The organism is Microbacterium testaceum, from assembly GCF_020781835.1.
Taxonomy (GTDB): domain Bacteria; phylum Actinomycetota; class Actinomycetes; order Actinomycetales; family Microbacteriaceae; genus Microbacterium; species Microbacterium testaceum_H.
Genome location: NZ_JAJGNJ010000003.1, coordinates 427652 through 453242, shown reverse-complemented (window position 1 = coordinate 453242; position 25591 = coordinate 427652). Strand labels below are relative to the sequence as shown.

The window sequence follows — 25591 nt, the reverse complement described above, 5'->3', positions numbered from 1 at the left end:
GGGGTGTCAAGGCCACCCGTCGCGCCTCGCCGCTCTGTCAGGGTGTGGTCATCCACTCAAAGGACCCCGCCGTGAGCGACAGCCGATTCCCTTTCCCCTCCGACCCGGACGACACCGGTGACCTCCCCGACGTCTTCGAACAGCTCACCGGGATCGACGTCGTGGACGGCGAACTCATCCCTCGGGCCCCCAAGCCCGCGAGCGGCTGACCTCCCAGCACGCTCGTAGGAGTCCCCGCTACGGTCGACGACATGTCCGACCCGCTGGACGATCAGCAGATCACGGTGTCCGGGGCTTCGTTGCGCGCGATGCGCGACGAGTTCCAGCGCTTCCTCATGGAGTACCGCTTCGGTCTCGCCGAGGTCGAGACGAAGATCTCCATCCTCCGTGAGGAGTTCCAGGAGATGCACGACTACAACCCCATCGAGCACGTCTCGAGCCGGGTCAAGTCACCGGACAGCCTCGTCGAAAAAGTCCGCCGCAAAGGCATCGAAACCGACTTCGACTCGATCCGCAGCGCGATCACCGACATCGCCGGCATCCGCATCACCTGCAGCTTCGTCGACGACGCCTATCGCCTGTCGAACCTGCTCACGCAGCAGGACGACATCACCGTGCGCGACGTGAAGGACTACATCGCCCGGCCGAAGCCGAACGGGTACAAGAGCCTGCACGTGATCGTCGACGTGCCCGTGTTCCTCTCGACCGGTCGGGTCGACGTGCCCGTCGAGGTGCAGTTCCGCACGATCGCCATGGACTTCTGGGCGAGCCTCGAGCACAAGATCTATTACAAGTACGACCGGCTCGTTCCCGCCGATCTGCTCGCCGAGCTGAAGGATGCCGCCGATACGGCGTCCGAACTCGACGCCCGGATGGAACGCCTGCACCGGCAGATCCGCGGTCCTCGCCCGGGGGTGGTCCCGCTCTGACGCGACGGGACAGAATGGGGGGATGAGCGACGCGGCGACCCTCCTCGACGAGGCCGCCGCCGATCTCCTCGTGCTTCCGCCGGCGGAATTCACGGCGGCTCGAAACGCCCGCGCCGAGGAGGTCGGCGGCCCGGTGGGGCGCCGCATCGCGAAGCTGCGCAAGCCCACCCTCGCCGCGTGGGCCGTCAACCTGCTCGCCCGGGACGGGCAGCTGGCCGAGGCCGTCGAACTCTCGCAGGCGCTGCGCGAGGCGCAGGACGACGTGGATGCCGCCGAGCTCACGCGCCTCGGTCGACAGCGCCGTCAGCTGGTGGCCGCGCTGGCCCGGCGTGCGGGCGACCTCGCCGCGGAGGCCGGCTCACCGCTGAGTCCGGCCATGCGGGACGCGGTCGAGAAGACGGTCAACGCCGCCATCATCGACCCTCAGGCGGCCGCGATGGTCTTGACGGGTCGGCTGGTGGCATCCGTCGACCTGGCCGCCGAGGCGGATCCGCGCGCCGCGGTGGCCGGTTCGGTTCCGGAGGGGGGAACCGTCGTCGACGCTCCCGCGCGGGACGATCTCGCACAGCGGCGCGCGCGCAAGGCAGCGGAGCGTGCGGTGCGTGAGGCCGAACGTGCGCGTTCGGAAGCGGATCGCGCGCTGGCGGGGGCGAAGACGCGGGAGGCGACCGCGCGCGAGCGCGCCGATCGCATCCGGGAGCGGCTCGAGGCGCTGCGCACTGAGATGGCGCGCGTCGAGAAGGACGCGGAGGCGGCCGAGTCGGCCGTCAGCGACGCGGAGCACGAGACGACGGCCGCCCGCGAGGCCGAGAAGGCGGCGGCCCACGACCTCGAGCGCGCCCGCGCCGTCCTCGACGAGGACGCGGGATCGTGAGCGACGCGGAGGGGGCGACGCGCCTCACCGAGGTGCTCGCGGCGGCGCGGACCCGCCTCGCGGGGGTCCCGCGCGAACGGATCGGCGAACTCCAGGAAGGTCGGCGCGTCCTCGGCATCCGCCGGGCCCCCCGGATCGTGGACCGCGGCAGCGCCTGGCATGTGGGCGTGCTGCTGCTCACCGACGACGCGGTGCTCGCCACCGGCGACATCGTGCGTTCGCGGGCCGAGGTACGCCGCGGGTTCGCGGCGGAGTCGCAGCGGCGACGCGCCGAATTGGCCGCCGCCGCTCAGCGGGGTGGGGTGCCCGAGGGGGAGACGGTGCACATCGGCTGGACTGCGGTGGATCCGCTGGCGCTCGGCGCGAGCACGGCACCCCTCGCCCTCCGTGACGGCGAGCCCCTCGTGCGGTGGAGCGCGCGCGGCGGATACGTCCCGCTCGCCCGTTATCTGGACGATCGCGTCGACCTGCTGGTCCACCCGCCGGCGCGCGCATAGGACCCCGCGCGCATAGTCGTCGGCGGGGGTGCTGTCAACGACGACGTGCGCGCCCGGCGCCCGCAACTTTGCTGGTCTATCGTGAGCGTCGTGCAGCAGGTATGGCCAGGATCCAGTTATCCCCTCGGGGCCACGTATGACGGCAATGGGACGAACTTCGCCCTGTTCAGCGAGGGGGCCGAGCGCGTCGAGCTCTGCCTCTTCGACGAGGACGGGACGGAGACGTGCATCGAGCTCGTGGACGTCGACGCGTTCGTGTGGCACGCGTACCTTCCGAACATCCAGCCGGGACAGCGCTACGGCTACCGCGTGCACGGTCCGTACGACCCCGCGAACGGCCAGCGGTTCAACCCGAGCAAGCTCCTGCTCGACCCGTACGCCAAGGCGGTCGAGGGCCAGATCGACTGGGGCCAGCCCGTCTTCAGCTACGAGTTCGGAGACCCCGACTCGTTCAACGACGAGGACTCCGCCGCCCACATGATGAAGGGCGTGGTCATCAACCCCTTCTTCGACTGGACCGGAGACCGGCACCCCAAGACCCCCTACGCCGAGAGCTTCATCTACGAGGCGCACGTGAAGGGCCTCACCCAGCTGCATCCCGACGTCCCCGAGGAGCTGCGCGGGACGTACGCCGGCATCGCGCATCCCGCGATCATCGACCACCTGCGCAAGCTCGGCGTCACCGCGATCGAGCTCATGCCCGTGCACCAGTTCGTCAACGACTCCACGCTCGAGGAGAAGGGGCTGTCGAACTACTGGGGCTACAACACCATCGCGTTCCTCGCCCCGCAGAACACCTACTCCTCGACCGGCGACCACGGCCAGCAGGTGCAGGAGTTCAAGGCCATGGTCAAGGCGCTGCACGCGGCCGGCATCGAGGTCATCCTCGACGTGGTCTACAACCACACGGCCGAGGGCAACCACATGGGCCCGACGCTCTCGATGCGCGGGATCGACAACGAGGCCTACTACCGCCTCGAGGACGACGACAAGCGGTACTACACCGACTACACCGGCACGGGCAACAGCCTCAACGTGGGCAACCCGCACGCCCTGCAGCTCATCATGGACTCGCTGCGGTACTGGGTGCTGGAGATGCACGTCGACGGCTTCCGCTTCGATCTCGCCTCGACCCTCGCGCGCGAGTTCTACGACGTCGACCGCCTCGCGACCTTCTTCGAGCTCGTGCAGCAGGATCCGGTGGTCTCGCAGGTCAAGCTCATCGCCGAGCCGTGGGACGTCGGTCCCGGCGGCTACCAGGTCGGTAATTTCCCGCCCCAGTGGACCGAGTGGAACGGCAAGTACCGCGACACCGTGCGCGACTTCTGGCGCGGTGAGCCGCAGGCCCTGGGGGAGTTCGCGTCACGTCTCACCGGGTCCGCCGACCTCTACGAGCACTCGGGTCGTCGGCCCGTGGCATCCATCAACTTCGTCACCGCGCACGACGGCTTCACCCTGCGCGACCTCGTCTCGTACAACGAGAAGCACAACGACGCCAACGGCGAGGACAACAACGACGGCGAATCCCACAACCGCTCCAGCAACATGGGCGTGGAGGGGCCGACCGACGACCCCGAGGTGCTCAAGCGCCGGGCGCAGCAGCAGCGCAACTTCATCGCGACGCTGCTGCTGAGCCAGGGCGTTCCGATGCTGCTGCACGGCGACGAGCTCGGCCGCACCCAGGGCGGCAACAACAACGGCTACGCGCAGGACAACGAGATCACGTGGGTGGACTGGTCGAGTGTCGACCACCCGCTCGTCGAGTTCACCGCAGCCCTCGCGCGCCTCCGCAAGGAGCACCCCACCTTCCGTCGCAGCCGATTCTTCGACGGTCGCCCCGTGAAGATGGAGGAGGGCGACAACATCCCCGACGTCGTGTGGCTGCGCCCCGACGGCACGCTTATGCAGCCCGAGGACTGGGACTCCGGTTTCGGTCGCGCCGTGGGCGTGTTCCTCAACGGCCAGGGCATCCGCGGGCGGGACCGCCGCGGCGAGACGATCAGCGACGACCACTTCCTCGTGCTCTTCAACGCCGGAGATGAGCCGGTGGACTTCCACGTCCCCGCGATCCAGTACTCGCCCGAGTGGGACGTGTACGTCGACACCGCGGGCGAGCGCGCCAACACCGAGCCGATCGCGCCGGGTGAGGCGCTGCAGCTCGAGCCGAAGTCGCTCATCGTGCTGCGCGAGCACCACCTGCCCGAGCCCGAGATCGACCACACCGTCGCCGCGTCGCTCACCGCGCAGATCGCCATCACCGCCACCGACGACCTGCCCGGGCAGGCACCCAAACCGGAGCTCTGATCCAGAATGCGGCATCCGCTTTCGACCTACCGCCTGCAGATCCGCGAATCCTTCCCCCTCGACACCGCCGCCGAGATCACGGGCTACCTCCGTGATCTCGGGGTGTCGTGGGCGTACCTGTCGCCGTTGCTGGAGGCGACGCCGGGGTCGGACCACGGCTACGACGTCGTCGACGTCGCCCGCGTCGACCCGGCGCGGGGCGGCGCCGAGGGGCTCGCCCGGTTCGCCGAGGCCGCGCGTGCCGACGGGCTCGGCATCCTGATCGACATCGTCCCCAACCACATGGGTGTGTCCGACCCGCGCGCGAACGCATGGTGGTGGGACGTGCTCCGTCAGGGGCGTGCCTCGGCGCACGCGGACGCCTTCGACATCGACTGGGAGTTCGGCGGGGGCAGGGTGCGCGTGCCCGTGCTCGGGGCCGACCTCGCCGAGGTGATCGGCGAGATCTCGTACGACCCGACGCCCGCGCCCGACGCCCCCGACGGCCTGATCCGGTACTACGACCACGTCTTCCCGGTCGCACCGGGAACGGGGACGGATGCCGCGGCCGCGGGGTCGCGCGACGCCGTCACCGCGCTGCTGGAGGCGCAGCATTTCGAGCTGCGATTCTGGCAGGACGAGGCCGCCGACCTGAACTACCGGCGCTTCTTCGCGGTGACGACCCTGGCGGGCGTGCGCGTCGAGCGCCCCGAGGTGTTCCAGGCCACGCACGCCGAGATCCTGCGCTGGGTGCGGGAGGGGCTCGCCGACGGGCTGCGCGTCGACCACCCGGACGGCCTCGTCGACCCCGGCGGATATCTGGACCTGCTGGCCGCGGCGCTCGCCGAGGCGGGCGGACCCGACGCCGGCTACGTGCTGGTGGAGAAGATCCTCGAGCACGGCGAAGCCCTGCCCTCGTGGTGGAAGACCGCCGGGACGACCGGCTACGACGCGCTCGCCGAGATCGACCGCGTGCTCACCGACCCCGCGGGCGAGGCCGCGCTGAACGGCCTCGATGCCCGCCTGCGCCGCGAGAGCGGCCTGCCCGAGCTGACCGGGTGGCACGACCTCATCCACGACACCAAGCGCCGGATCGCCGACACGATCCAGGTGTCCGAGATCCGCCGCATCGTCCGCGGACTCCCCTCTCCGCTGCGGGAGGAGTTCGCCGTCGAGGACCTCCAGGACGCGCTCGCCGAGATCCTCGCCTGCTTCCCCGTGTACCGCTCGTACCTTCCGGCGGGGCGGCGCCACCTCGACGCCGCCGCGGGCGAAGCCGAGGTGCGCCGCCCCGAGCTCGGCGACGTGATCGAACGGCTCGTGCCCGTGCTCGCCGACACCGATCTCGAGATCGCGTGGCGCTTCCAGCAGACCACGGGCCCGGTCATGGCCAAGGGCGTGGAGGACACGGCCTTCTACCGCTTCACGCGTCTCGGCTCGCTCACCGAGGTCGGCGGCGATCCCGGACAGTTCTCCCTCGACGTCGACGGCTTCCACGCGGCCCAGGCCGGACGCCAGGCCTCGTGGCCCACAGCCATGACGACGCTGTCCACGCACGACACCAAGCGCGGCGAAGACACCCGCGCGCGTATCGCGGTGCTCGCCGAGATCCCCGAGCGGTGGGCCGAGGTACTCGAGGAGTTCCGGGCCATCGCCTCGACCGGACACGGACCGTTCGACGCCCTGCTGTGGCAGGCGATCGTGGGCGCGTGGCCGGCGTCGGCATCCACCCCCGAAGGGCTCGCCGAGTACCGCGAGCGTCTCCACGCGTACGCCGAGAAGGCCGCGCGTGAGGCGTCCGAGGTCACGGGCTGGTGGGAGCAGGACGAGGCGTTCGAAGCGCGGATGCACGCCGTGGTGGACGCGGCGACCGGGTCGGCGGCATCCCGGGTCCGCGCCTTCGTGGACGAGATCGCCGCCGACGGCTGGTCGAACGGCCTGTCCGCGAAGCTGCTGCAGATCACGGGACCCGGGGTGCCCGACGTCTACCAGGGCTCGGAGCTGTGGGAGCAGTCGCTCGTCGACCCCGACAACCGTCGCCCCGTCGACTTCGACGAGCGCGCACGCCTCCTCGCCGAGATCGACGCCGACGGCGCCGACACCCCGGCCGTCGACGAGAGCGGCCGCGCGAAGCTCCTCGTGACCTCCCGCGCGCTGCGCGTGCGGCGCGACTGCACCGAGCGCTTCTCGCTGTACCGCCCCCTCGAGGCGGCGGGCGCGGCATCCGCTCACGTCGTCGCCTTCGACCGGGGCGGTGTGTCGGCGGTCGCGACCCGGCTCCCGCACGGGCTCCGCGCGGCCGGCGGCTGGCGCGACACCGTGCTCCTGCGCCCCGACGTCCCCGCGGTCGACGTGCTGACCGGTCGCCGGTTCCCCGGCGGCCCGGTGCTCCTGTCGGAGGTGCTGGCAGACCTGCCGGTGGCGCTCCTGGTCGACGAGCCCGCCTGTTCCTGACCGCCGACGCGTGAACCGTCCGAAGGGATCGCCCGCGGAGAACCTGCGGCGACACATCTGCACACCTCACGCGCGTGAACGAAGAAAGAGGATGCCATGAGCATCGAAGTGTGGGCCCCCCAGGCCGAACGGGTGCGGCTGCGCCGTCTCGACGAGAGCGGCGAGCAGATCGTGGAGGACCTCGAACTCGCCCCGGCATCCGGCGGCTGGTGGAGCGCCGACGTGCGCCTGGCCGACGGTGAGCGCTACGGTTTCGTCCTCGGCGACGGCGACGACCTGCGCCCCGACCCCCGATCGCGTCGACAGCCCGCGGGCGTGCATGAGGCGTCCGCGTGGTTCGATCCCTCGAGTCACACCTGGACGGATGCCGCGTGGACCGGCCGTCAGCTCGCGGGCGGTCTCATCTACGAGCTGCACCTCGGCACCTTCACGCCCGAGGGGACCCTGGATGCCGCGATCGGGCGCCTCGACCACCTCGTCGACCTCGGCGTCACCCACGTGGAGCTGTTGCCCGTCAACGGCTTCAACGGGCTCTGGAACTGGGGGTACGACGGCGTGCTCTGGTACACGGTGCACGAGGCCTACGGCGGCCCGGCCGCGTACCAGCGCTTCGTCGACGCCGCCCACGCCGCGGGTCTGGCCGTCGTGCAGGACGTGGTCTACAACCACCTCGGTCCGTCGGGCAACTACCTGCCCGAGTTCGGTCCGTACCTGCGCGAGGGCAGCCGCAACACGTGGGGCGACTCGGTCAACCTCGACGAGGACGCGGTGCGGTCCTTCATCGTCGAGAACGCGCTGATGTGGATGCGCGACTATCACGTCGACGGACTCCGCCTGGATGCCGTTCACGCCCTGCTCGATGAGCGCCCGGTGCACGTGCTGCAGGAGATCGCCGAGCGCACCGACGCCCTGTCGGCGCACCGCGGCATCCCGCTTACCACGATCGCCGAATCCGACATGAACGACCCGAAGCTCATCCTCCCGCGCGAGGCGGGCGGATACGGGCTGACGGCGCAGTGGTCGGACGACTGGCATCACACCGCTCACGTCGCCCTCACCGGAGAGACGATCGGGTACTACGAGGACTTCGCGGCGCTGAACGCGTTCGAGAAGGTGTCGGAGGGCGGGTTCTTCCACGACGGCACCTACTCGACGTTCCGCGAGCGCACGCATGGGCACCCCGTCCCGGACGCGGTGCCCAACTGGCGTCTCGTGACCTTCGCCCAGGACCATGATCAGATCGGCAACCGCGCCGCCGGCGACCGTCTGTCGCAGTCGCTGCCGTTCGACCGTCTCGCCGCGGCCGCCGTCCTCACGCTCACCGCGCCCGGGACGCCGATGCTGTTCATGGGTGAGGAGTGGGGGGCGACGACCCCGTGGCAGTTCTTCACGTCGCACCCCGAGCCCGAGCTCGGCGAGGCGACGGCGAAGGGCCGCGTCGAGGAGTTCGAGAAGATGGGCTGGGACGAGTCGGTCGTGCCCGACCCGCAGGACCCCGAGACGTTCGAGCGGTCGAAGCTCGACTGGTCCGAGCCGGACGAGGACGGGCACGCCGAGCTGCTCGGCCTGTACCGCGAACTGGCGAAGCTGCGGCGCGAGCGGCCCGAGCTGACGGATCCCTCCCGCGACGGGCTGTCGGCGAGCACCGCCGAAGCCGAAGGCGGCCGGGTCTACGAGCTGCGCCGGGGCGACCTCGTCGTGGTGGTGAACCTGTCGGATGCCGTGGCCGCGGTGTCGGTGGCATCCGGGGCGGGCGTGCTGCTCGCGACCGTCGACGGTGTGACGCTCGAGGAGGCGACGCTGACCGTGCCGGCCGGCGGCAGCGCGATCGCCGCGCCCGCTCTCTGACCGACGCGCGCGCGCCCCGCCGGACCTCGGGTCGGGCGGGGCCTCCCTTGTCCCACTTGTGGTCGCAGCGTGTCCCACTTTTCACGGCTGGGGCGCGCCGGAGACCGCAATAAGTGGGACGAGGTTCGGGCGCTCAGTCGATCGAGGGGCGGATCAGACGCAGGCCCGACACGGCCAGCGGGGGCAGCAGCACGGCGAGGGCGACGATCACCGCGGTCACGGCGATGGGCGTGCTGGCCGGCTCGCCGCTCAGACGCTCCACCCCGAGCCAGGCGAGGCCCCAGGCGAGGGCGAGAGCCGGAGCGACGCGCCAATCGCTGCGCCACGCGATCGCGAGACCGATGAGCGCGACCACGACGAGCACCGCGATGCCGATCGCGTCGGCCGACTCCTCCCACACGGGCGGCACGACCGTCGTCAGCCACGCTGCGGTGTTGGCGACGGTCGCCAGGGTCACCCAGCCGAGGTGCAATCCGGTGACGCCGTCGATCAGGACGGAGTCGACGACGCCGCCGCGGGGATCGCGGGTCACGACGGCCGTTCGAAACGCCCAGCCCAGCGCCGCGAGCAGCAGAACGATCACCACGACGGTGAGGAACAGCGTGCCGAACCGGGCCGCGACGAGCCACAGACCGTTGAGCATCATGGTCACGGCGATCGGCCAGCCCATCGCGCGCTGGCGGACGGAGGCCCGCTGGCGCGGGAGCGCCTGCCACACCGCGTAGGCGATGAGGCCGAGATAGATGACCGACCAGATCGAGAAAGCCGGCCCTGCCGGAGCCAGGTACGACCCATCGGTGTCCAAGGCGCCGCCCTGCTGGTCTTCGACGGCGGTGTTGCCGAACGCGCCCGCGCCGACGACGGCGGCGATGAGCATGAACGACACCGTCGACAGGACGACGATCTGCCGTGCGAGATCCGCCCCCCGCGTCGTGCTGGTCGTCTGATCTCTCGCGTTCATGTCTGGAACCCTAGAGAAGGCGCCCCCTTCTTCGCCGCGGCTTGACAGGGTCGGCGCGCGGGGCGCCGGGCCGGGCGCGGGCGGCTCACTCCGCCCGGGCGTGCGCGGCGAACGTCCGCAGCAGCAGGGCGGGTTGCTCGACCGACGCGGTACGCACGTGCGCGGCCACCTCGTCGAAGGCGTCCGCATCGAAGTAGCCGGCCGCCCGGTAGACGGCCATGCGGGCGACGAAGGCGTCGACGGTGGGCTCGGGGTGGAACTGCGTCGCCCACAGCGCAGCACCGGCCCGGTAGGCCTGCACCGGGCATGCGGGGTTGCTCGCCAGCAGCGTCGCTCCCGGCGGGACGTGCGCCGTGCCTTCTTTGTGGGCGGTGAGGGCGTGGAAGCGGGGGGCGAGGATGCCGAACAGCTCATCGCGTCTGCCGTCCGCGGTGAGGGTGATCTCGGCGGGGCCGGTGTCCTCGGGATGGTCGAGTGTGACGACACCGCCGAGCAGACGCGTGACGACCCCGATGCCGAAGCACGTGAACATCGCCCGCGTCCGGCCCTCGAGCGCGACGGATGCCAGTGCCTCCAGGTCGCGCTCCAACCGGAGCTGCGCATCGGTCTTGGCGGGGTCGGTGACGTTGAACGGACTTCCGCCCACCACGACGCCGGCGAAGCGGTCGAGATCGGTGGGAAGCGGCTCGCGGACGAGATCGTGGTGGATCAGGTCGGCTCCGTCGAGGCCCAGACCGTCGCGGAACGACGCCCACTCCGCGTTCGCGGCCTCGCGCTGCGGGCGCGCGCAGACGTAGAGGAAGGGACCGGTCACCCAGGGATTCTATGCGGGCCGTCCCGACGGCCCCCTTCCGTGTGACCTCCCGCGACAATGGGAGCATGACCACCTCGACCCTGCTCGTGACCGACGTCGAGAATCTCGCCGATGTCGTCGTCGTGCTGCGCGCCGCCGCCGCCGACCTGGACTGCGGGCTGACCGTACGAACGCTCGCGGGTGACGCGGTGGACGAGGTCGAGGCGGCCGCCGCGGCCCGCCGCGACCGCGAGCGTCAGCGCCTCCCGACCCCGGTGCGGATCGACCTCCACGCTCTGTCGGAGGGGACGACCGTCGACGCCGAGGCGGTGCTGCGCAGTGCCCGTCAGCGGGGCCTTCGGGGCGGGGCGACGGTCGACGAGGTGCGGCGGACGACGAAGCGCTGATCGGCGGCGCCGCGGTGCCCGCTCAGGGGTCGCCGCGTCAGCGTGAGGAGCGCGCCGTGCGGCCGCGGACGATGCCGACGAAGGTCTCGACGTCGTCGGTCGTCCGTTCGCGACGCCAGGCCAGCGCCACCGTCGACACCGGCCCCTCCGCGAGGACCCGATACTCGACGTCGCGGCGCTGATGCGCCCGCGCGAGCGACATCGGCACGATCACGACGCCGATGCCCGCCGCGACCGTCGCGATCGCCTCGGCGGTGTCAGCCGGGGGCGCGAAGCTCGGGGGCACGGCATCCGGGACCGTCGCGCCGAGCACGTCGTCTGCGGGCACGATCACGACCTCCCCGGCGAGATCGCCCATCGCGATCTCCTCATCGGCCGCGGTCAGCGCGGACTGCGTCGACATGACGACGACCGGGAGCTCCTCGTACAGCGGAATGACGTGCAGGTCGTCGGCGGGCTCGATCGGAAGCCGTACGAGGGCCGCATCGACGTCGTCGAGGGCGACACGCTGCGCCGACACCGCGATCTCGCGCAGGGCGAGCGGCACGTGCGGCATCCGATCCCGCCAGAGGCCGATCCACTTGCCCGGCGTCGCACCCGGCACGGCCCCGAGGGTGAACGTGCGGGGCTCCTCGACGGGAACCGCGGGAGGTGCGGGCCTGGCGGCGGGCCGGCGTGCCGGGCGGGCGGCGGCTCCGGCGCGGGCAGGGGAACCCGGACGCGTGCGGCGGGCACCGCCGCGGGATCCCCGTGCTCCGCTTCCGCTCTTAGTCATGCCCCCAGGCTAACGTGGGGGCATGCTCGGCATCCTGGCGCTCGTCGTCGCGGGGCTCGCTGCCCTCCTGCACGTCTACATCTTCGTCCTCGAAAGCGTGCGCTGGTCGCACCCGAGTGTGTGGCGCATCTTCGGCCTCACCTCGCAGGAGGCTGCCGACACCACCAAGCCGATGGCGTACAACCAGGGCTTCTACAACCTGTTCCTCGCGATCGGTGCGGGTCTGGGTGTCGTGCTCTGGGCGGTGAACGGCGTGGGCGATGTCGCCGGGCGGACGCTGTTGCTGTTCTCGCTCGGCTCGATGCTCGCCGCCGCCCTCGTGCTCCTCACCTCGGGACGCAAGTACCTGCGCCCGGCCGCCGTGCAGGGCACGCTCCCGCTCATCGGGTTCGTTCTGACGGTGCTCGCTTGACCGTCGCCCTCCTCGCACGCCGAGAGTCCGGTCCGGAGGAATCTCTCGACGTCGAATCACATTCGACCGACATCGTTCGATGACGAGGCGAAACGGCCTTTCATCGCCTCGATAGCGAACGAGTCGGGGGAGGAAAGAAAAACCCGCACGCTCCGAAGAGACGTGCGGGCGATGGATGCCTCGAAGCGGCGGACCTAGGCGGCCAGGCGGAGACCTCGTCGGTCGGTGGCGACGGCTTCGCCGTCGTTGATGACCTCGTCGTCCCCGATGAGCGAACCGACGGCGACGCGGGCGTTGGTCCCGACCTGGGTGCGGACGCCGATGTGCGCGCCCGCGCCGATCACCGCTCCCGCGCAGATGTGCGCGTGCGGCTCGATGCGTGCTTCCGGCCCGATCACGGCATCCGACTCGATCCACGCCCCTCGCCCGACACGGACACCGGCCGCGATCTGCACTCCGGGTTCGACGTACGCGCCGTTCTCCACCAGTGCCGACGGGTGGACCTTCGCGCCGTGCGCGACGAGTCCACGACCGTTGACGTGCTTGCGGTATCGCAGCGTCTCGCCGTGGTCGTTCTCGATGTCGATGTAGTTCTTTCCCACGATCCCCTCCGATCGGCTCTCGGGTGAGCCGACTTGTGTGACAACCGATGCGGGTTCGATCTCATTCCCGTGCATGGTTGTTCGGCGCCGACGCCCCGGCGGATTCCCGCCGGACCACGGACTTTTCCGTCACGCCGGTTTGTCTCAGACCGTTCTCGCACGCTTGGCCGCAGGGCGTCGGCGGGTTGACAGCGGCCCCGCGGACACTCTCACTCCGGTTGGCAGGTGGGGCACCAGAAGACGTCGCGCTCGCTCGTGGCCGAGGCGCCGAGGGCGGTCGCTCGAATCGGCGTCCCGCAGCGTCGGCAGGGCGCGCCTTCGCGGCCGTAGACCCACATGCGCCGACCCGGCCGATTGTCGCCGGTGAAGGTGCGCTCGGCGCGGGGGAGGTTGGCCTGGATCATCCGTCGGCCGAGCGCGATCGTGGCCGGCACGTCGATCCGGTTGGCGGGGGTGGTCGGGGCGATGCCGCGGACGAAGAGGAGCTCGTTGGCGTAGACGTTGCCGAAACCCGCGACGTTGCGCTGATCGAGGAGCGCGACGTGGGCGGCGCGGGTGTCAGCGGAAACGCGGCGCACGGCCTCGGCCTCGTCCCAGTCGGGGCCGAGAAGATCCGGACCCAGGTGCCCCACGACCCGGTCTTCGTCGGCCGTCGGCAGCACCTCGACCATGGCGAGGTCGAACCCGACGGTCTCGACACCGGTCACCCCGACGATGGCCCGCGCCTTGAAGGCCGGGCGCCGCCAGCGTTCGCCGGGCCGGTAGACGTCCCACCGGCCCTCCATCTTCAGGTGGGAGTGGAGGGTGTACTCGCCGATGCGTTCGAGAAGATGCTTCCCCCGCGCGACCACCTCGTGAACCGTCTCGCCGCGGAGGTCGGCCGTCGCGCTGCCGGGGACGCGGATGTCGAACCTCGTCACGGCGCGGCCCGCGAGCGCCGCCGACAGTTTCGCGGCCGCCCGGTGGACGGTGTCGCCCTCAGGCACGCGCGGCCTCGCGCAACGCGTCTCCGGCGGTCAGTCGGCGCAGCGTGAGACCGCGGGGCGACTCGACGAAGCCGGCCTCGCGCAGGGCTCGCCCCACCGCGGTGCCGTAGACGAACTCGCCGTTGACCTGCTCGACCGTGAGGGTGTCGAGCCGGCGGCGTCGCGAGGTGTCGGCAAGGTCGCGCGCCGCGGCCTGCAGCCGGGCCTCATCGTCGGTGAACGTCAGGGCACTGCGTCCGCCCCGCTCGAGGTACAGCGTCAGCTCACCGTCGACGAGCACCACGATGCCGCCGGCCTTGCGCCCGGGTCGGTGGCTCACACCCTCGAGCGACGGCCACCCGAGCGCGGCGCCGTACGGGTTGGCCGGGTCGGTCGCCGCGAGCGTCACGGTCCGCAGCGGCGGCGGGTCCGCGACCGCGGCGAACTCCCGAAGCCGATCCACGGTCGCCGACGCCGCGAACTGCGCGGCACCGAGCTTCTCGATGACGTACCCGCGGCGGCAGCGCCCGGCCTCCTCGAAGCCGGCCAGGATGCGATACACCTGGGCGAACCCGCCGGGGACGCCCTCGGACTGCACGGCACCGCGCGTGACGACGCCGTACCGGTCGAGCAGCAGGCTCGCCGTCGCGGTCGCCCGGGCGGCGGCATCCGGTTCCCGTTCGGGCAGGAGCGACCAGCGCCCGCCGAGCGACGGCGGCCGCGGGGCCGCGGCGGGGCGGGGCAGGGTCGCGCCGCGATACATGCGTGCGCGCGGCGCGCGACGGGCCACCCGGTGAGCCTGACCACCACCGCCGAGCAGTGCGCGCACCGGCGCGAAGGTGTCGTTCGTCACGCGCCCCGCCCATGTCAGCGCCCACAGCGCGTCGTTCACGGACTGCTCGTTCTCGGCGCCCACCAGCTGCTTCAGCTGCGCGGCGAAGTAGGCGCCGCCGCCGTCGAGCGCCGCCAGCAGACGGGCCTCGAGCGAGTCCGGCGCGGGATCCTCGGGATCATCGGGGTCTTGCCGCGTGAAGGGAGCCGCCTCGGCGGGGTGCAGCGCGATCCACCCGTCACGGCCGGGCAGTGTGCCGTGGCCCGACCAGACCACCTCGCCGGTCGCGGTCAGCTCGTCCAGGAGCCCGGGGGTGTAGTCGGCCACGCGCGAGGGGAGGACCAGGGACTCCCACGCGCTCGCCGGGATCGGCACGCCGGCGAGCTGCTCGACGACGGCGAGCACGCCGTCGACACCTTCGAGCGGGCGGGTGACGTGCTGCCATACGGGCAGGAAGCGGGCGTACGCCGCCGGGGGGACGGGCTCGACGCTCCCGCGGATCGCGGCGAGCGACCGCATGCGCAGGCGCCGCAGCACCTCGGCATCGCACCATTCGGTGTCGTCGCCGCGGCCGCCGACCGCCTCGGGAAGGAAGAACCCGCTCGCCAGTCGCCCCTGCGACTCCAGCCGCTGCAGCGTCAGACGCGCGACGGCGACGCCGACTCCGAGACGCCCGGCCACCGCGTCGGTGGTGAACGGACCGTGGGTGCGAGCGTGCCGCGCCACGAGGTCGCCGAGCGGATCGGCCACGGGCTCGAGGAACGCGTTCGGGATGCCGATCGGCAGCGCCGCGCCGAGGGCGTCGCGCAGGCGGCCCGCGTCTTCGATGCCGGCGACGCGGGGGATCCCCGCGATCGTGATCGGAATGGCCCGCCGATCGTCGACCAGCGTCTGCAGGTGCGCTGCGGCCTCGGTCGCGGAGCCTCCCTCGAGTCGGGCGGCGACCTCCGCGGCGTCGAGCGGGCCCAGCAGACGCAACAGGTCGGCGACGCCCTCGACGCCGCGTGCCCGCCGGTCGGGGTCGAGGCGTTGCGCTTCGCGCTCGAACTGCGCGATGACGTCGGGGTCGAGAAGCTCCCGCATCTCGACCTTGCCGAGAAGCTCGCTCAGCAGGGACGGGTCGACCGACAGGGCCGCCGCGCGGCGCTCGGCGAGGGGCGAATCGCCCTCGTACATGAATGCGCCGACGTAACCGAAGAGGAGATCGCGCGCGTACGGCGACGGCTGGCTCGTCGTCGTCTCGACCAGGCGGATGCGCCGTTCGCCGATCTGCCGCGCGACGCGCAGGAGCGCGGGGAGGTCGTAGACGTCCTGCAGCACCTCACGCAGGGTCTCGAGGATGATCGGGAACGACGGATGCCGCCGGGCCACCTCGAGCAGCTGAGCGGAACGCTGACGCTGCTGCCACAGGGGCGACCGTCGGTTGGGGTTCAGTCTCGGAAGCAGCAGCGCGCGAGCGGCGCACTCGCGGAACCGAGACGCGAACAGCGCCGATCCGCCGACCTCGTCGGTGACGATCTGCTCGAGCTCGTCGGGTTCGAAGACGAAGAGGTCGGCGCCGGGCGGCTCGGCCGCGGCATCCGGCACCCGCGCGATGATCCCGTCGTCGCTCGCGACCGCGGCGCCCTCGACGCCCAGCCGCTCGCGGATCCGTGCGTTGACCGCGAGCGCCCACGGAGAGTGCACCTGCAGGCCGTAGGGCGAGTGCAGGATGATGCGCCAGTCGCCGACCTCGTCGCGGCTGCGCTCGACGGTCAGCGTGCGGTCGGTGGGCAGGCTCCCCGTCGCCTCGCGCTGCTCGGCGAGATAGGCCAGCAGATTGGTGATGGCGTTGTCGTCGAGCCCGGACTCGCGCAGGCGCGCTTCGGCCTTCGCGCGGTCTGCACCGGCGATGTCGCGCGAGAACTTGCCCAGGGCCTCGCCGAGCTCGGCGGGTCGGCCGAGACCGTCGCCGTGCCAGAACGGCAGCTTGCCCGGCTGCCCGAAGGCGGGCACGACGTTGACGCGGTCGTGCGTGATCTCGACGATGCGCCAGCTGGTCGTGCCGAGGGTGAAGACGTCGTTGACGCGCGACTCGTAGACCATCTCTTCGTCGAGCTCGCCCACACGGGCGTTCTGCGACTCGCCCGCGACGAAGACGCCGAACAGTCCGCGGTCGGGAATCGTGCCGCCGCTCGTGACCGCCACGCGCTGGGCCCCCGGACGCCCCGTGAGGGTGCCGGCGTCGCGATCCCACACCAGACGCGGACGCAGCTCGGCGAACTCGTCGGAGGGGTAGCGCCCGGCGAGCAGGTCGAGGGTCGCCTCGTACGCCGAGCGAGGGAGCGAGCGGAACGGGGCGCTGCGCTTGACGGTCTCGAACCACTCCTCGACGTCGATCGCGCCGAGGGCGCAGGCCGCGACCGTCTGCTGCGCCAGGATGTCGAGCGGGTTCTGCGGTACGGCGATCGCCTCGATCCTGCCCGAGAGCATGCGCTCGGTGACCACGGCGGTGTGCAGCACGTCGCTGCGGTGCTTCGGGAACAGCGCCGCGCGGCTCACCTCGCCGACCTGGTGACCGGCGCGTCCGACGCGCTGGAGACCGGATGCCGCGCTCGGCGGCGCCTCGACCTGGATCACGAGGTCGACCGAGCCCATGTCGATGCCGAGCTCGAGGCTGCTCGTGGCGACGACGCAGCGCAGCGTGCCCGATTTCAGTTCGTCCTCGACCTGCGCCCGCTGCTCCTTCGAGACCGAGCCGTGATGCGCCTTCGCGAGGATCGCGGCGACCCCCGCCGACGACCCGGCCTGCGCCATCATGCTCGCCGGGACCGTCGGCTCGGGGACGTCGATGCCCTGGCGCTCCGCGTAGATCTCGTTCAGGCGTCCCGTCAAGCGCTCGGCGAGGCGTCGGGAATTGGCGAACACGATCGTCGAGCGCCGTTCGAGGATGCGGTCGACGATCGCCTCCTCGACATGCGGCCACACGGATCCGGACATCTCGGTGCTCTCGGAGAACCATTCGCCGTCGGTCGCATCGTCGGGGGCCGGGGCCCCCGGCGGGGGCGGCGGGTTCAGCATGTCGTCGACCGGCACGACGACCGACAGATCGAAGGCCTTCGTCGCCTTGGGTGCGACGATGTCGACCGGCTGGGCGCCGCCGAGGAAGCGCGCGACCTCGTCGATCGGGCGGACGGTCGCCGAGAGGCCGATCCGCTGCGCGGGGGCCTCCAGAAGCGCGTCCAGCCGCTCCAGACTCACCGCCAGGTGCGCACCGCGCTTGGTCGCCGCCACCGCGTGGACCTCGTCGATGATCACCGTGTGCACGCCGCGCAGGGTCTCGGCGGCCTGGCTCGTGAGCATGAGGTAGAGCGACTCGGGGGTCGTGATGAGGATGTCGGGCGGGTCGGTGACCAGCTTGCGGCGATCGCTGGAGGTCGTGTCGCCCGACCGAACCCCCACCGTGACCGCGGGCACGTCGATCCCCAGTCGTCGAGCGGACTGTCCGATCCCGACGAGAGGTGATCGCAGGTTGCGCTCGACGTCGACGCCCAGCGCCTTCAGCGGGGAGATGTACAGGATCCGCGTGCGCGCGGTGTTCGCGGCTTTCTTCGCGCCGCGGCGCGGGGGAGCGGCATCCGCGACATCGGGCGCCTTCTCACGGAACACCCGGTCGATCGCGAAGAGGAAGGCCGACAGCGTCTTGCCCGAGCCGGTCGGCGCGACCACGAGGGCGTTGCGGCCGGATGCCACCGACTCCCATGCCCCCTTCTGCGCGGTCGTGGGTGACGAGAACGCACCGCGGAACCAGTCCTGCGTGGCAGGACCGAACCTGTCGAGAACGTCGGCCATGCCGACATCCTCTCCCGGACCTCCGACATCGGGCCGGGGTTGACGTTCGCTGGTCGCGGAACCGTCAAGCGGGAGCGGCGCGGTCCGCCAGCCGTGCGTCGAGGAACGCGCGCACATCGGCGAGCTCGTCCTCGGACACCGAGTGCGTCAGTCCCGGGTACACCCGTCCCGTGAGTGCGCTGTGGGCGGGCAACCATTGAGCGGTCATGTCGATCAACGGGGGCGGGATGACGTCATCGCGGGAGCCGCGTCCCCAGAACACGGGCGGGCGCCGCGCGGCCAGAACCGCATCGCCGGGCAGTTCGCCGCCCGCGGCGTAGCCGGCCAGGACGACGGCGAACGACACCGCGTCGGGGGCGACGCGCAGGGTCTGCACCGCAACGGCTCCGCCCTGAGAGAAGCCGAGGAGCCCCACCGGACGGTCGCCGACGTGGTCGGCGATCCACGCGAGCAGCGACTCGGCCGCCCGGGTGATGGCGGCGGGATCGCGGCCGTTCAGACCCTCGATCGGGTACCAGGAGGCGCCCGGCGTCGGCCACGGCGGCGTGAGCGGCGCGCGGACGCTCGCGATCGCGAAGTCGCCCGGCAGGTACGGGACGAGGCCGAAGAGGTCGTGCTCGTCGGCGGCGTAGCCGTGGAGCAGGAGCAGCACGGGCCGGTCGCCGATCTCGGTCGGCGGCACCGACCAGCGGACGACGGACGGATCGAGGATCGGACGCTCGCTCATGCGGCCATTGTGGCAAACGCCTCCGACACGCCGGCGGCGCCTTCGCCGGACCTCCGTCCGGCTCCCCGGCATCCGTCCGGCGACGTAGGCATCCCCCCGGACGGTTGATATACAGGGAGCATGCCCGTGCGCACACCCGACCCCGATCCCGGCGACAACGGCGACGAGCGCGAATCGCTCTCGACGCCCTTCTCGGGTGCGCCCTCGGCGCCCGGGCCCAACACGAACCCCGGCTGGCTCAGCGAGGTCGAGCTCGCCGAGGCCCGTCGACGGCTGCCCATGCTCTACGTCGAGGCGCTGCCGGTCCGCACCGACGGCATGGGGGCGGTGACACAGGTCGGCATCCTGCTGCGGGCCACGCCGCTCGGCGAGATGACGCGCACGCTCGTCTCGGGTCGTGTGCGCTACGGCGAGACGGTCCGCGACGCGCTCTTCCGTCACGTCGAGAACGACCTCGGCCCGATGGCCTTCCCGCTGCTTCCGCCGCAGCCGGCCCCCTTCACGGTGGCCGAGTACTTCCCGCTGCCCGGGGTCAGTGCGTTCCACGATGACCGACAGCACGCCGTGTCCCTGGCCTTCGTCGTCCCCGTCACCGGCACGTGCGAACCCCGGCAGGACGCGCTCGAAGTGACCTGGCTCTCGCCCGAGGAGGCGGCATCCGATGCCCTCTCCGCCGAGATGGAAGGCGGGCGAGGCACGCTCATCCGGCTCGGGCTGGCCTCGGTGGGCGCCCTGCGCTGACCGCTCGGACCGGATGCCGATGGACACCTCCCTCGTCGACCTCGCGATCGCGCTGCCCGTCGTCCTGGCACTGGCCGGGATCATCGCTGTGGTGCTGCGGCGTCTCTTCGGCCCCGCGCGCTCGCTCAGCCTCCCGACGATGACGGTCATCGGGGTGCTGGGCGTGAGCGTCGGACTGCTGCTGTCGGCGTGGGTCGGCGGCGCGGCACGACTGTGGGTGCCGACGACGATCCTGTTCTCGGTCGGCGCGAGCATCGCACTGTCGGCGGTCGTCGCGGCGGCGGTGGCCACCGCCCGTCGGGACGGAGGCGACATCGATGTCGCGGCGCTGCTGCGGGCGGGCGAGTCCGATCGGGTGGAGTTCAAGGAGACCGCCCGCTGGAACGTCCGCGAGAACCGGAAGGATACGCGGATGGAGGTCGCGATCGCCAAGTCGATCGCGGCGTTCCTCAACTCGCGGGGCGGAACGCTCGTGATCGGTGCCGCCGACGACGGGACCGCGATCGGCCTCGATCGCGACATGGCCACGCTCCGCACCCCCGACCACGACCGCTTCGAGCTGTGGCTGCGCGACATGCTCTCGACCGCGCTCGGTCGCAACGCCGCCGCGCAGCCTCGCATCGTCTTCGCCTCGCCGGGGGAGGGCGCCCCCGCGGTGTGCGTCGTGGTGTGCCGTCCCGCTCCGAAACCGGTCTTCCTCACCCAGCCCAAGGACGGCGGTTCCGCCACCGACCTGTGGGTTCGCGTCGGCAACTCCAGTCGGGCGCTGGGTGTCGACGAAGCCGTCGAATACGTGGCCCGGCACTGGCAGCCGTCGGTGAAGACCGTCGTGCTGGGGCGACCGGGGTCCTGACCGGGGATTCAGGCCGGACAGGCGGGCAAGCGGCCCGCGGTACCCCTCCTCCACGATCGGGAGGTCGCGGCATCCCTTCCCCCGTCGGCACGTCGGTCGTTGCCGGCGTCGGCGGCCCTGCCTAGGGTCGAAGGATGTCGGACTCCCCGCTCGCTCCTCTCTCCCTCCCGCGCGACCTCGACGGATGGCGCGCGTTCGTCCAGACGCGCCCGACGGAACGGCTCGAACGCGTCGCGGCCATCGACGCGCGCCTCGTCGCCGAACCCGACCTGACGCTCGGCGAGCGCCTCGCACTCTGGAACGAGGCGGACATCGCCCTCGCCGAAGCCGCCGCCCCATCGCACCTGCTGAGCGAATCGCACCCCGACGCCGCGGTGCGCGCTGCCGCTGAGAAGCAGGCGCAGGCCGTCGATGCGGCCCAATCGCGCCGCTTGCTCGACCGCGACCTGTGGCGTGTCTTCGCCGACGCCGACCCAGCCGGCCTCGCCGCCGACGAGCTGCGCTTCCTCGCCCATGTCCGGCGTGACTTCCGTCGCGGTGGCGTCGACCTCGACGACGCGGACCGCGATCGGGTGCGAGAACTGACCGACCGCGACACCGAGCTGTCGTTGACGTTCTCGCGGAACATCCGCGAGGGCCGCAGGTCGATCCGTGTGCCCGCATCGGCCCTCGACGGTCTCCCCGCCGACTTCCTCGCCGAGCACCCCGCCGACGAGGAGGGCATGGTGACGCTCACGACCGAGTACACCGACCTCATGCCCGTCCGCGAGTACGCGCGCGACCGCTCGGTGCGCCATGCGCTGATGTCGACGTACAACGATCTGGCCTGGCCCGACAACGAGCCCGTGCTCGCCGAGCTGCTGGCGGTGCGCGCCGAGCGGGCGGCGCTGCTCGGCTACGGCGACTGGGCGGATTACGAGACCGAGACGCGGATGATCGGATCGAGCGCCGCCGTGGCGTCCTTCCTCGCGCGCATCGCGGATGCCGCAGCGCCCGCGGCCGCCGCCGAGTATGCCCGCGTGCTCGAGCGGCTGCGGCGCGACGACCCCGCCGTCGAGGCGGTCACGATCGCCGACTTCTGGTACGTCCTCGGCGCCCTCAAGCGCGAGGAGTACGACGTCGATGCGCAGCTCGTGCGGTCGTACTTCCGATTCGACCGCGTGCTGGACGGGGTGCTCGCCACGACCGGGCGCCTGCTCGATGTCGACTACGTGCCGGTCGAAGCGCCCTCCTGGCACGACGACGTACGCACCTACGACGTCGTCCGTGCGGGCGAGCGTCTGGGGCGCATCCACCTCGACCTGCATCCGCGCGACGGCAAGTACAGCCACGCCGCGTGTTTCGGCCTCGTCCCCGGCATCGCGGGCCGCTCGCTGCCCGAGTCGGTGCTGCTGTGCAACTTCTCGCGCGGGCTGCTCGAGCACGACGAGGTGGTCACGTTCTTCCACGAGTTCGGTCACCTCGTGCACGACATCCTCGGCGGCCATCAGCGCTGGGGCCGCTGGACCGGCGTCGCGACCGAGTGGGACTTCGTCGAGGCGCCGAGTCAGTTGCTCGAGGAGTGGGCGTGGGATGCCGGGGCACTGGCCTCCTTCGCCGTGAACGACGCCGGCGAGCCGATCCCCGCCGACCTCGTCGCGCGCATGCGCACCGCCGACGCCTTCGGCCGGGCTCTCGAGGTGACGCGCCAGCTCGGGCACGCCACGACGTCGTACCGCCTCCACGTGGACCGCCCGACCGATCTGGCGACGGTGGTCGACGGCTATTACCGGGCGGCGAGCCCGATCACGCCGCTCGAGGGTGCGCATTCGTACGCCGGCTTCGGGCACCTCACCGGCTACGGCGCGTGCTACTACACCTACCAGTGGAGCCTCGTCATCGCGCGCGACCTCCTGTCGGCGTTCGGGGACGACCTGTTCGACGTCGACACCGCTGCGCGCTATCGACGCGAGATCCTCGAGCCGGGCGGCACGCGTGACGCCCGCGACCTCGTCGAGACGTTCCTCGGTCGCCCGACGACGTTCGACGCCTACCGCGACTGGCTCGCCGGCGCCTGAGACGTCGGGGGCCGTGGCATCCGTTCATCGATGCCACGGCCCACACGGGTCGGCCGGCCCGGTCTCAGCGCGCGGTCTCGCGGGCGATCGCGGCGACGAACACGTCGATGTCGGACGCGGTCGTGTCGAACGAGCACATCCAGCGCACCTCCCGGCGCATCTCGTCCCAGTCGTAGAACCGGAAGCTCTCGCGCAGCCGGTCGGCGACGCCCTCCGGCAGCGTCGCGAACACGCCGTTGGCCTGCGTGGGCTGCGTGAACGCGACTCCGTGGATGGAACCGTCGGCGATACCCGCCTCGACACCGGCGCGCAGCCGTTGCGCCATCGCGTTCGCGTGGCGGGCGTTGCGCAGCCACAGGTCGTCCTCCAGCAGGGCGACCAGCTGCGCCGACACGAACCGCATCTTGCTCGACAGCTGCATGTCGAGCTTGCGCAGGTATGTCAGACCGGTGGATGCCTCGGGGTCGAGGACGACGATCGCCTCGCCGATCATCGCGCCGTTCTTCGTCCCACCGAAGCTGAGCACATCGACCCCTGCGTCGCGCGTGAAGGCCCGCAGCGGCACGTCGAGGGCGGCGGCGGCGTTCGAGATGCGAGCGCCGTCCATGTGCAGGCGCATGCCGTGCGCGTGCGCGTGGTCGGCGAGCGCACGGATCTCGTCGACGGAGTACAGCGTTCCCAGCTCGGTCGACTGGGTGATCGAGACGACCAACGGCTGGGCGCGGTGTTCATCGCCCCATCCCCACGCCTCGCGGTCGACCAGTTCGGGGGTGAGCTTGCCGTCCTCGGTGGGGACGGTGAGCAGCTTGATGCCGCCGACCCGCTCGGGAGCCCCGCCCTCGTCGACGTTGATGTGCGCGGTGGATGCCGAGATCACCGCGCCCCAGCGGGGGAGCATCGACTGCAGACCCACGACGTTGGCGCCCGTGCCGTTGAAGACGGGGTAGGCCTCGACGCCCTCGCCGAGAAGACCCCTGAACAGCTCTTGGAGACGGGCGGTGTAGACGTCCTCGCCGTACGCGACCTGGTGGCCCTCGTTCGCGGCGGCGATCGCGGCCAGGACGTCGGGGTGGATGCCGGAGTAGTTGTCGGACGCGAAGCCGCGGACGGCGGTGTCATGCAGGGGGGTCACCCCTCCAGCGTAGTCACGGCGAGGCCGGCCGACGCCGGGGCTCTGGCCGATGTCGGAGGGGGTGGCTAACGTGATCGGCATGTCCGAGACGTCACCGTCCCCCGCCGCGGCCGGCGCCCCCATCGTGGGGCCCGACGCCGGCCGTCGGGCATTCCTCGGTGTGCTCGTCAACACCGCCGCCGCGAACGTCACGACGAGCTACCTCTGGTTCGCGCTCACCTTCTGGGTGTTCCTCGAGACGCGGTCGGTGCTGGCGACGGGCATCATCGGCGGTGCCTACATGCTGCTGCTGGCCCTGTTCGCCATGCTGTTCGGCACGGTCGTCGACCGCCACCGCAAGCACCGCGTCATGGTCGTGTCGGGTGTCGTGACCCTCGTGGCGTTCCTCCTCGCCGGGGCCCTGTGGCTCGCACTGCCCGAGAGCGCGCTGCTGGATCTCGGCGGCCCCTGGTTCTGGATCTTCTCCGCTGTCGTCCTCGGCGGAGCCGTCGTCGAGAACATGCGCAACATCGCGCTGTCGACCACGGTGACGCTGCTCATCCCCGAGGAGCGTCGGGCCAACGCCAATGGACTCGTCGGCACCGTGCAGGGCCTGTCGTTCGTCGTCACGAGCGTCTTCAGCGGGCTCTCCGTCGGTCAGCTCGGCATGGGCTGGACACTGGCCATCGCGATCGCCCTCACCCTCGTGGCGCTGGTGCACCTGTTCACGATCCGCATCCCCGAGAAGCGCCCCGAGTCCACGGGGGAGCGCCAGCCGGCGGTCGATGTGCGCGGTGCGGTCCGCGCCGTCCGCGCCTCACCGGGACTGTTCGCCCTGCTGATCTTCTCGACGTTCAACAACCTCATCGGCGGCGTCTACCTCGCACTGATGGACCCGTACGGGCTCCAACTGTTCACGGTCGAGGCCTGGGGTCTCGTGCTCGGGGTCACCGCAACCGGCTTCATCATCGGTGGCGCGCTCGTGGCCAAGTTCGGGCTCGGGCGCAACCCCATCCGGACGATGTTGCTCATCGTGATCGGTATGGGGGTGCTCGGTGCTGCCTTCACCCTGCGCGACTGGTGGTGGCTGTACGGGGTGGGCATCTGGGTGTACATGGCGCTCATCCCCGCGGTCGAGGCAGCCGAGCAGACGGTGATCCAGAAGGTCGTGCCCTTCGAGACGCAGGGGCGGGTGTTCGGCTTCGCCGCCGCGTTCGAGTCCGCCTCGGCGCCCATCACGGCGTTCCTCATCGCGCCCATCGCGCAGTTCGTGATCATCCCGTACATGGACGGTCCCGACGGAAGCGCCACGTGGGGCTGGCTGCTCGGCGACGGCATCGGGCGAGGGATCGCCCTCGTCTTCGTCTTCGCCGGGCTCATCATGGTGGTCGTGGGTGCGGGGGCGTTCCTCACCCGCTCCTACCGGGTGCTCTCCGCCCGGTACCAGGCGGCGCCCGCGGATCCCGCCGCGGAGGCGACCGCCGTGCCGGCAGCGGGCGAAGAGACATCCTCCCTCGCGGCGCGGGCCGGTGGGGTACCGGATGCCGAGATTCCCGCGCGCGACGCCCCCGAACGGGCCCCGGGCTCCGACGCGTGACGCGGAGGTGTCCGAGTCTGCGGACGCCGGCGGCCGCTCGTT

At 71.5% G+C, this 25591-nt stretch carries 21 protein-coding genes; 13 read left to right on the top strand and 8 right to left on the bottom strand.

The window, feature by feature from the left end:
- The first annotated feature begins 71 nt into the window (after positions 1-71).
- From LL239_RS06975 to treZ, 7 genes are all read left to right on the top strand, one after another.
- Positions 72-209 (top strand): hypothetical protein, encoded by a 138-nt coding sequence (locus LL239_RS06975; protein WP_228162731.1) that lies wholly within the window; start codon positions 72-74, stop codon positions 207-209.
- Positions 210-251: 42 nt separating this feature from the next.
- Complete coding sequence (locus LL239_RS06970; RefSeq protein WP_228162730.1) at positions 252-929, top strand: GTP pyrophosphokinase; 678 nt, start codon at positions 252-254, stop codon at positions 927-929.
- A gap of 22 nt (positions 930-951) precedes the next feature.
- Positions 952-1803, top strand: a complete 852-nt coding sequence (locus tag LL239_RS06965; protein ID WP_228162729.1) for a transposase — start codon at positions 952-954, stop codon at positions 1801-1803.
- Positions 1800-2300: a glutaminase gene (locus LL239_RS06960; protein ID WP_228162728.1), complete on the top strand. Its 501-nt coding sequence runs from the start codon at positions 1800-1802 to the stop codon at positions 2298-2300. Before LL239_RS06965 ends, LL239_RS06960 begins: the two co-directional genes overlap by 4 nt.
- An 81-nt stretch (positions 2301-2381) precedes the next feature.
- Positions 2382-4604 (top strand): glycogen debranching protein GlgX, encoded by a 2223-nt coding sequence (gene glgX / locus LL239_RS06955; RefSeq protein ID WP_228162727.1) that lies wholly within the window; start codon positions 2382-2384, stop codon positions 4602-4604.
- A gap of 6 nt (positions 4605-4610) precedes the next feature.
- Positions 4611-7037 (top strand): malto-oligosyltrehalose synthase, encoded by a 2427-nt coding sequence (gene treY / locus LL239_RS06950; protein ID WP_228162726.1) that lies wholly within the window; start codon positions 4611-4613, stop codon positions 7035-7037.
- Between the two features lie 96 nt (positions 7038-7133).
- Positions 7134-8885: a malto-oligosyltrehalose trehalohydrolase gene (gene treZ, locus LL239_RS06945; protein WP_228162725.1), complete on the top strand. Its 1752-nt coding sequence runs from the start codon at positions 7134-7136 to the stop codon at positions 8883-8885.
- Between the two features lie 133 nt (positions 8886-9018).
- On the opposite strand, the gene LL239_RS06940 is transcribed toward treZ, so the two are convergent.
- Both LL239_RS06940 and LL239_RS06935 read right to left on the bottom strand, forming a co-directional pair.
- Positions 9019-9846 (bottom strand): tryptophan-rich sensory protein, encoded by an 828-nt coding sequence (locus LL239_RS06940; protein ID WP_228162724.1) that lies wholly within the window; start codon positions 9844-9846, stop codon positions 9019-9021.
- 85 nt (positions 9847-9931) lie between these two features.
- Positions 9932-10660: a GMP synthase gene (locus tag LL239_RS06935; protein WP_228162723.1), complete on the bottom strand. Its 729-nt coding sequence runs from the start codon at positions 10658-10660 to the stop codon at positions 9932-9934.
- 65 nt (positions 10661-10725) lie between these two features.
- Here LL239_RS06935 and LL239_RS06930 point away from each other — a divergent pair, with 65 nt between their 5' ends.
- Positions 10726-11046, top strand: coding sequence for a hypothetical protein (locus tag LL239_RS06930; RefSeq protein ID WP_228162722.1), 321 nt, complete (start codon positions 10726-10728; stop codon positions 11044-11046).
- A 37-nt stretch (positions 11047-11083) separates the two neighbouring features.
- Here LL239_RS06930 and LL239_RS06925 read toward each other — a convergent pair whose 3' ends face one another.
- Entirely contained in the window at positions 11084-11821 is a 738-nt protein-coding gene (locus tag LL239_RS06925; protein ID WP_228162721.1) for a LysR substrate-binding domain-containing protein, read from the bottom strand.
- 22 nt (positions 11822-11843) lie between these two features.
- Between LL239_RS06925 and LL239_RS06920 the strand changes: the two genes are divergently transcribed.
- Positions 11844-12233, top strand: coding sequence for a DUF1304 domain-containing protein (locus LL239_RS06920; protein ID WP_228162720.1), 390 nt, complete (start codon positions 11844-11846; stop codon positions 12231-12233).
- Positions 12234-12427: 194 nt separating this feature from the next.
- On the opposite strand, the gene LL239_RS06915 is transcribed toward LL239_RS06920, so the two are convergent.
- The 4 genes from LL239_RS06915 to LL239_RS06900 all read right to left on the bottom strand — a co-directional run bounded on the left by LL239_RS06915 (position 12428) and on the right by LL239_RS06900 (position 19190).
- Complete coding sequence (locus LL239_RS06915) at positions 12428-12835, bottom strand: transferase (RefSeq protein ID WP_228162719.1); 408 nt, start codon at positions 12833-12835, stop codon at positions 12428-12430.
- Positions 12836-13044: 209 nt separating this feature from the next.
- Positions 13045-13821, bottom strand: coding sequence for a DNA-formamidopyrimidine glycosylase family protein (locus LL239_RS06910; protein WP_228162718.1), 777 nt, complete (start codon positions 13819-13821; stop codon positions 13045-13047).
- Positions 13814-18463 (bottom strand): ATP-dependent helicase, encoded by a 4650-nt coding sequence (locus LL239_RS06905; protein WP_228162717.1) that lies wholly within the window; start codon positions 18461-18463, stop codon positions 13814-13816. Before LL239_RS06905 ends, LL239_RS06910 begins: the two co-directional genes overlap by 8 nt.
- A 64-nt stretch (positions 18464-18527) precedes the next feature.
- Positions 18528-19190 (bottom strand): alpha/beta hydrolase, encoded by a 663-nt coding sequence (locus tag LL239_RS06900; RefSeq protein ID WP_228162716.1) that lies wholly within the window; start codon positions 19188-19190, stop codon positions 18528-18530.
- A 120-nt stretch (positions 19191-19310) separates the two neighbouring features.
- On the opposite strand from LL239_RS06900, the gene LL239_RS06895 reads away from it, so the two are divergent.
- The 3 genes from LL239_RS06895 (at position 19311) to LL239_RS06885 (ending at position 22841) form a co-directional block, all read left to right on the top strand.
- Positions 19311-19931, top strand: coding sequence for an NUDIX hydrolase family protein (locus LL239_RS06895; protein WP_228162715.1), 621 nt, complete (start codon positions 19311-19313; stop codon positions 19929-19931).
- A gap of 19 nt (positions 19932-19950) precedes the next feature.
- Positions 19951-20784 carry an AlbA family DNA-binding domain-containing protein gene (locus tag LL239_RS06890; protein ID WP_228162714.1) on the top strand — a complete coding sequence of 278 codons (834 nt, stop codon included), beginning with the start codon at positions 19951-19953 and terminating at the stop codon, positions 20782-20784.
- 134 nt (positions 20785-20918) lie between these two features.
- Positions 20919-22841: a M3 family metallopeptidase gene (locus LL239_RS06885; protein ID WP_228162713.1), complete on the top strand. Its 1923-nt coding sequence runs from the start codon at positions 20919-20921 to the stop codon at positions 22839-22841.
- Between the two features lie 64 nt (positions 22842-22905).
- On the opposite strand, the gene LL239_RS06880 is transcribed toward LL239_RS06885, so the two are convergent.
- Positions 22906-23973 carry a threonine aldolase family protein gene (locus tag LL239_RS06880; RefSeq protein ID WP_228162712.1) on the bottom strand — a complete coding sequence of 356 codons (1068 nt, stop codon included), beginning with the start codon at positions 23971-23973 and terminating at the stop codon, positions 22906-22908.
- A gap of 79 nt (positions 23974-24052) precedes the next feature.
- Here LL239_RS06880 and LL239_RS06875 point away from each other — a divergent pair, with 79 nt between their 5' ends.
- Positions 24053-25549 carry an MFS transporter gene (locus LL239_RS06875; RefSeq protein ID WP_228162711.1) on the top strand — a complete coding sequence of 499 codons (1497 nt, stop codon included), beginning with the start codon at positions 24053-24055 and terminating at the stop codon, positions 25547-25549.
- The last annotated feature ends 42 nt before the right edge of the window (positions 25550-25591 follow it).